Raw genomic sequence first — 7,531 nt, 5'->3', positions numbered from 1 at the left:
AGAGACTTCTTATAGATATACTGAGAAGCTTGGGTACTTAGCCTTCTCACAAATTGAACTCATAGTAAACAAGATCCATGACAAAACAACGAAGCTAGCTCCATATGAGCACAATAATCTCCCGTGGAATTACGTATATTTCATGGATTACACATATAAGTTTCCCTTGCAATACAGGTGAATTGGCCGCGTCTCAAACTTGTGAGATTTTAGCTTTATACTATCACTATCGCCACCCTCTGAGCATGGATATACCGCCATAGCCCTTCCCTTATACTAAAATCTCTGATCTCGCTAAACACTGAACCGCAGCCCCATCACCAAGAAGAGCAGTCTAAAGACATCACTTTAAAACGTCTTACAGCCTTATCAAACTAGCGCCCCAAGTCACCCCCGCACCTATAGCTGCAAGCAATACAAGCTGCCCTTCCTGCAATTTACCATCTCGCCTAGCATCACTCATAGCCAAAGGGATTGATGCAGCCGAAGTATTTGCGTGATCTCCTATTCCAAGCACAACCTTATCCTGAGAAATACCAAGCCTTTTAGCAACCAAGTCTACAATTCTCACATTTGCCTGATGAGGAATAAACCAATCAATAGCATCAATGCCTACTGCATTTTTTTTCAGCAACTCTTCAACTGACGATGACAATTTCAAGATAGCGTGCTCAAATAAAACCGTCCCCTTCATGCGTATATGGCCTGCCGTACAGGTAGAAGCAACCCCTCCATCCGTATACAGAATATCACCCAATGTTCCATCCGTATACAATGCTGTATCGACAATACCCCTACTTGAGGCCACTCCATCTCCTTTGAAGACACATGCCCCCGCACCATCACCAAATAAAACACAAGTGGACCTATCATGCCAATCCACTATCTTAGACATAGATTCAGCACCTATTAGCAAAGCGACCCCAACTTGACCAGTTTTTATCAAACTATCAACCACGGAAATCGCATATACAAAACCCGAGCACGCAGCGTTCATATCAAAAGCAAACGCCTTTACACACCCAAGCTTTCCCTGCACTATAGTAGCACAACTCGGCAAAGTAGAATCTGGAGTAGAAGTCGCAACAACTATAAGATCCACTTCCTCTACAGAAACTCCTGCATCATTGAGCGCAGCTTCCGCAGCCTTCACCGCCATATCAGACGTAGCTTCCCCTTCACTTACCAAATACCTGCGCTTTATACCAGTCCTACGAAATATCCACTCATCTGTAGTATCAACAATCAGAGACAAATCCTCATTCGTAACAGCCTTATGCGGCAAAAAGGACCCCACCCCACACAATATAGCTTTCATCACCCCATTTCACTTATTTCTGAAGCTATCTTTGAAACTATAGCATAACGCGCAGAATGCACAGCAGTTTTAATAGCACAAGCGTAAGCCTTGCCACCCGCAGATCCATGACTCTTAACAACGACACCATTCAACCCCACAAGCATAGCACCATTGTATAGCTTAGGATCTACTAGCTCCATAGTCTTACGCACACTTGGCTTCAACATACCTGCAGCAATCTTAGCCATGATAGAAGACTTTACGACATCTTTGAACAGAGACATCAGCAAATTTGCTACAGCTTCAGTGGTTTTAAGCATTATGTTCCCGGAAAAACCATCCGCTACTACAACGTCTACTTCCCCCTTAAAAACCTCCTCGGCTTCTATGTACCCATAGAAATCCATCTTGGATTTAGCAGCCCTCATCAACGAAAATGCTTCCTGCACAGCATAAGTGCCCTTCACCTCTTCTGAACCTACATTCAGCAACCCAACTTTTGGATCCGTTCTTCCCAATATTGCCTTAGCAAAAGCTACACCCATAATCGCAAACTGCAGCAACGCATCCGCACTACATTCTATATTTGCCCCTATATCCAAAACCACAAAGCTGCTCTTCTGCGATGGCATAGCAACCGCTATAGCAGGCCTATCTATGCTGTGTATAGTACCCAATAAGTGTCTGGAGATTGCCATAAGAGCGCCAGTATTTCCCGCAGAGACCACAGCAGATACCAATCCCTTTTTAAGATCTTCCACCGCATGCCACATACTAGAACGCCTACGGTGCCTTAAGGCATAAGAAGGCCTATCTGAGGATGATACAGCATCTGAAACATCTACAAACACGCTGTTGGCCTCTACAAGCTTATACTTAGCTAGTATAGGAAGCACTTCCTCCTTTTTACCATAAATGCTGAAATGGACCTTCCCGTCACAAGGAACAACCCCCGATAACACTAAGTTTGCCCCTTCAATTACCACGTCTGGCGCTGAATCGCCCCCCATGGCATCAAGCGCTATAGATATACTATCATCCCGTATCTCAGTCATGGACAACTACACTTTCGATTTTGCTACTTGTTTTCCGTTATAATATCCACCTAAACACACATGGTGTGATAATTTATACTCTCCTGTTGTGGGATCAATCACCACATTTGGCGCTACAAGCCCAAGATGAGAGCGATGCATATTGCGACGCGACTTGGACTTTTTTCTTTTAGGTACAGCCATGGCACAACTCCTATTGACCAAAGTCTTGATTATCACCTAGAAAACAAATATTCGCAACAGCACTTTCACAAGATTACGCACATTTTTCAGCCACGCTGCATATATATGCTATATTTAGGATGCGCGCGAAAAGTGCTACCTTACTATTTTGTTCATCTTGCTATATAAAATAAGGCATAGATTTTTAGTGTGAGTGCTGGATATGTCACACTAAGAATAAATCTCCTGTAACATAATTCAGGTTTTTGAGGATTGTAACACCATATGTCATAATGCGTATTACCACGTCCCCGCATAGCTGCGTAAAACAGCTCGCACAAATGTGAGTAACATACTTCATATCTCAATTCGAGTATTGAGACATAGATTTGCATTCATGAAGCAGTGCACTCTGCCGTTATAGCGAATTTTTGATGCAAAATATGCATTAATACCCTACTATTAGCCACACTTTTCCTACCACCTGTAACGTGTTTATGCATAGAAATTTTAACTTTAAAGTTCTGTTAGAATCTGGAAAAGCAAGAGTTGGCACAATCACAACTCCACACGGGTCTATTTTTACTCCAGCATTCATTTTCTGCGCTACCAAGGCCTCTATAAAGTCTCTAAACATACAGGCTGTGAAAGAATGTGGCACTCAAATCATTCTATCCAACACTTACCATCTTATGCTTCAACCTGGAGAGGAAGTAGTTGAATCCCTAGGTGGCTTACACAAAATGATGAGTTGGAATGGCCCTATGCTTACAGACTCAGGTGGATATCAAATCTTCAGCCTAGGTTATGGATCTGTCTCCGAAGAACTTAAAGGTAAGTTACGCAGATCATCCGGCACGTCCCTAATAAAAATTGATGAAAGTGGCGCGCGCTTTAGATCATATATAAACGGTAGCACTTACCACCTCACCCCTGAAAGATCTGTAGAGATACAGCGCAAATTGGGAGCAGATTTGGTGGTAGTGCTGGATGAGTGCACTCCATTCCACACAAGCTATGAGTATACAAATCAGTCCATGCTTATGAGCACCAGATGGGCACAGAGATCTCTAGAAGCCTTTAAAAGCACAGACGATGGATCACAGGCCCTATACTGCGTGATACAAGGAGGTGTGTATTCTGACCTACGTAAGACTAGCTGTGAGTTCGCAAATAATTCTCCTTTCTTTGGACATGCAATAGGAGGATCTCTTGGTGCATGTAAGCAACAGATGTACGATATAGTGTCTCTAACTTACGATATGCTCGATAAAACTCGTCCAGTACACCTCTTGGGTATCGGGAACGTAATAGATATATTTCACGGAGTTCTACAGGGTATAGATACTTTCGACTGCGTGTATCCTACAAGAATTGCACGCCATGGAGCCGCTCTCGTAAAACCCGAGAACAGAGATATTCATGGAAGAGAATACATAAACCTGAATTCCGCAAAATTCAGAACCAGTACAGATGCAATAGAGCAAGATTGCACCTGTTATACATGCAGAGCACATTCAAAAGGATATCTACATCACCTACTGAAGGCAAAGGAGCTACTAGCCTATTCGTTAATAACCATACACAACATACAGTTCATGAACGACCTGATGCAACTCATTAGAAAGTCCATCAGCAACAATAACCTACAGCACGAACTGGCTCGATGGAGCTAGCATGCAATAAAAACCTGTACAAAAGTCCATAACTACATCCTGGACCGGCCATAGCGCTATATGAAACAAAGAATGCCAAATCCTACGGATGTTCCTCAAGATAACCCCTAACCACATCTGATTTGGGATTTTGAAAAACCTCTTGAGTGGCACCTTGCTCAACAACCCTACCTCCTGAGAAAAAGATAACCTTATCAGATATTTTCTTCACCTGCTTTATGGAATGTGTAACAACTACTATAGCAAAGTTCTTCTTTAAGTCTCTGATCAGATTCTCAACAACACCCGTTGCTACAGGATCCAATGCAGAACATGGCTCATCCATAAGCAACATTGTAGGCCTCACAGCAATAGCCCGCGCTATACACAACCTCTGTTGCTGCCCACCTGACAGCTTACACGCATTGTCTCTAAGTCTGCCACCAAGCTCTTCCCAAAGCCCCACGCTTCTTAAACTATCTTCCACGATGCTATCAAGCTTCTTTTTACTTCTGGCCAACCCATGCAACTTGGGACCATAAGCTATATTGTCATATATAGACTTGGGAAACGGATTGGGCTTTTGAAATACCATACCAACCTTTGCCCTAAGCAACACAACATCAGTTGCGTCAGAAAATACATCCATACCATCAACGATGATCTTGCCATCCACTCTGCAATTTGGCACAAAATCATTCATGCGATTAAAACACCGCAAAAACGTTGACTTGCCACATCCTGAAGGCCCTATGAGTGTGGTGATTTCTCTCTTACATACGTTGAGATTCACATCGAACAAAATCTGCTTCCCCTCGTACCACAGATTAAGGTCCTTAACTACAGCATGAACATCTTGCATACAAATTACGCTCCACGCACAGAAATTGAGTATAAAATCGCAGTACTATTCCCAAACATACTCATATCCCCCAAAATACCACGCACAAAGACCCATCTTTTTCCTTTACGAAGCCAATTGTACCCTTTCCTCACAACACACAACACCATAGTCCTTGAAGTCTCTACAGTAAAAACCACGTCCTTACAGCAGGTTTGGACAAGCTTCTACATCTATTAGCAGAAAACATTTCCATACCATCAAGATTTTTATTTATTAAAACTAGAACTACAAATCTTAGCTATGATTACATTGTGAGCAACTTTCCAATAACATAACTTGCATTCCTGTACAAGGCTACCCCAGTTACGAACAATTCGGCAAGGTTCACGAATAAACACTGCATCATATACAAGCATATCGAGTAAAGATCATCTAAAATCTAGGCTCTAGTCACAAAACAACACAATCACACTATCCCCCAATGTACACAGACGAGCTCACACCGCTCAAATAACAGCATAATCAAGACATAAGCACTTCTCTCAAAGGAAATTTTGATACTGAAACAACTAAATATTTAATACAACAAATTTGCACTGATACAACGTAAAAAGCTAATCAAGATCTTTCCCAAGTATCTGCCGCACGGTAAGTCTATCTCTACAATCACACCACATACCCATACATGCCAGAAGAATGCCTAAATCACCGCACCCCTAGAGAAAACCAACAAAAACTATATATCACAAACGAATCCGCCTTATCTTGCGCGCCTTATATCACTACATAGCTCTACAGCGGTTATCACACTAAACACATAACTTAGGAAAGCCCCCGTGTAGCTCTGTTATAACTCGTGGTTTATAGACCAGTAACTTCCTCGGTAATGCAACAATGGATCATCATCTTCTAACGTAGCACAATCTAAGACTCGCCCTACCACAATTTTGTGATCACCCCCATCGTATAACCTGTAAAGAGCACAATGAAAATACGCAACAGACCCACATATTACGGGAATTCCCGACAGCTTAATATAGTCATGACTGTCCCAATTTTCCACAAGATTACAAGCAAAATCCTGGGAGACATCCTTCTGAGCATCACTAAGGATATTTACTACGAACTCCGCACACTGGCTAAACGCTGCAAATCGAGAAGACGACTTCTGTATTGAAAACAGAACCAACGGAGGTTCTAGAGATACGGAATTGAACGAACTTACGGTAACACCATGCTGAGCCCCCGAAGAATCAACTGTGGTGACAACCGTAACACCCGTAGCAAACCTTCCCATGCACGACTTGAAACGCTTAGCAGATACACTTCCTAATTGTTGCATGCAAAAAGCACAATAGGTACCTAAACTATACGATACGACCCAAACACACGCCTAGAAACAACAGCATCCCTGCGTATATGTTCGTCTTGAACATATACATGCATCTAGCCGGATTGTCAAAATCTGTCTTCCTCCACTGGTAGTAGAATACTCCCGCACTTTTCAAAATAAAGACATAGTATGGCCAGCTGAGTGACGATACGACACCAGCACACACCCACATCGTTATTGTCAAGATATACAGACGCTTTACATATAGTCCGGTATTGTCTCCAAACTTTAATGCGGTACTACCCAAACCTAATCTAGCATCGTCTACTCTGTCCTGATGTGCATATATTGTGTCAAAAGCTGCAGTCCAAAATATGCAGCCTATGTACAAAAGTATAGAACCAAATATTACTTTATTAGCAGCCATTGCAGAGCCTATCAGAATTCCGAAATTCCATACAATGCCCAGCACAAACTGTGGATATGAAAAAAATCTCTTCATCAGTGGATAAAGTACAACACCGCAGAAGCAGATTATGCTTAGATACAGAGATAATTTATTTGTAAACAATAAGATTACACCTGCTATGCACAGCAGAACCGCTAAGGCATATAACCCCTCACGCACTTTCAAGCGCCCACAGGCTATTGGTCTGTATTTTGTTCTGTGCACATGGACGTCTATATTCCTATCAAAGATATCATTGATGATACACCCGGCAGATCTAACTACCAAAGCTCCAATAGCTACAAGAACAAACAATTTTAGGACGCTGTATAAGCTGTTGGAAGCGAGAACGATACTTGCACAAGTAGGAAATGTTGCTAGCAAAGATATCTCGCAGCTATGCAACCTGATCAATTCAGAATACGGAACCAAAGCACTAAATACCTTCTTGACCCTGCTAAACATAGACTATTTCCTCCACAATGCACACACAACAGATATAAACAGTAAATTCAAAAAAACACCTGAGAATTTTTATCTGCAAGAAACCGGCCATTGTACCATAAACCTTAATTGCACACCATCAGGTTAGCCTTGATTTAGTTGTGTGTGAATTTTCTATGCAACTTGTAATTGGCCCCCTGCGCCTCAAGGTACAATAGCCTTTTAGTACGTAGCAAATGGTGGAAGCGTATACCGTTAGCAATATCGAAATCACTAGCTTTAGGGGCTTA

9 protein-coding genes are annotated in these 7,531 nt (G+C 42.2%); 2 read left to right on the top strand and 7 right to left on the bottom strand.

What is annotated here, in order from left to right:
• Positions 1-181 (top strand): hypothetical protein (locus tag KPX09_RS03630; RefSeq protein ID WP_249549035.1); only part of this gene is annotated, 181 nt, incomplete at its 5' end.
• A 177-nt stretch (positions 182-358) separates the two neighbouring features.
• Here the strand turns inward: KPX09_RS03630 and KPX09_RS03625 are convergent.
• Genes KPX09_RS03625 through rpmF form a run of 3 tightly spaced genes read right to left on the bottom strand, consistent with a single transcriptional unit; the run spans position 359 to position 2,538 of the window.
• Positions 359-1,321: a beta-ketoacyl-ACP synthase III gene (locus KPX09_RS03625; protein ID WP_249549034.1), complete on the bottom strand. Its 963-nt coding sequence runs from the start codon at positions 1,319-1,321 to the stop codon at positions 359-361.
• Positions 1,318-2,355, bottom strand: coding sequence for a phosphate acyltransferase PlsX (gene plsX, locus KPX09_RS03620; protein ID WP_249549033.1), 1,038 nt, complete (start codon positions 2,353-2,355; stop codon positions 1,318-1,320). The genes KPX09_RS03625 and plsX overlap by 4 nt, the downstream gene beginning before the upstream one ends.
• A gap of 6 nt (positions 2,356-2,361) precedes the next feature.
• A complete protein-coding gene (rpmF, locus tag KPX09_RS03615; protein ID WP_011450450.1) occupies positions 2,362-2,538 on the bottom strand; it encodes a 50S ribosomal protein L32 in 177 nt (58 codons plus the stop codon).
• Positions 2,539-3,014: 476 nt separating this feature from the next.
• Here rpmF and tgt point away from each other — a divergent pair, with 476 nt between their 5' ends.
• Entirely contained in the window at positions 3,015-4,193 is a 1,179-nt protein-coding gene (gene tgt, locus KPX09_RS03610) for a tRNA guanosine(34) transglycosylase Tgt (RefSeq protein ID WP_249549032.1), read from the top strand.
• 82 nt (positions 4,194-4,275) lie between these two features.
• On the opposite strand, the gene pstB is transcribed toward tgt, so the two are convergent.
• The 4 genes from pstB to KPX09_RS03590 form a co-directional block, all read right to left on the bottom strand.
• A complete protein-coding gene (gene pstB / locus KPX09_RS03605) occupies positions 4,276-5,034 on the bottom strand; it encodes a phosphate ABC transporter ATP-binding protein PstB (RefSeq protein ID WP_249549031.1) in 759 nt (252 codons plus the stop codon).
• A gap of 5 nt (positions 5,035-5,039) precedes the next feature.
• The gene (locus tag KPX09_RS03600) at positions 5,040-5,213 is read right to left on the bottom strand and encodes a hypothetical protein (protein ID WP_249549030.1); all 174 of its coding nucleotides are present in this window, start codon (positions 5,211-5,213) and stop codon (positions 5,040-5,042) included.
• Positions 5,214-5,863: 650 nt separating this feature from the next.
• On the bottom strand, positions 5,864-6,358 hold the full coding sequence (locus tag KPX09_RS03595; protein WP_249549029.1) for a flavin reductase family protein: 495 nt from the start codon (positions 6,356-6,358) through the stop codon (positions 5,864-5,866).
• A 25-nt stretch (positions 6,359-6,383) separates the two neighbouring features.
• Positions 6,384-7,262, bottom strand: coding sequence for a 4-hydroxybenzoate octaprenyltransferase (locus KPX09_RS03590; RefSeq protein ID WP_249549028.1), 879 nt, complete (start codon positions 7,260-7,262; stop codon positions 6,384-6,386).
• Positions 7,263-7,531: the final 269 nt, after the last annotated feature.

Origin of the sequence: Anaplasma phagocytophilum (assembly GCF_023476575.1) — a bacterium.
Classification (GTDB): domain Bacteria; phylum Pseudomonadota; class Alphaproteobacteria; order Rickettsiales; family Anaplasmataceae; genus Anaplasma; species Anaplasma phagocytophilum_A.
This window is presented reverse-complemented; position numbering and strand designations above follow the sequence as displayed.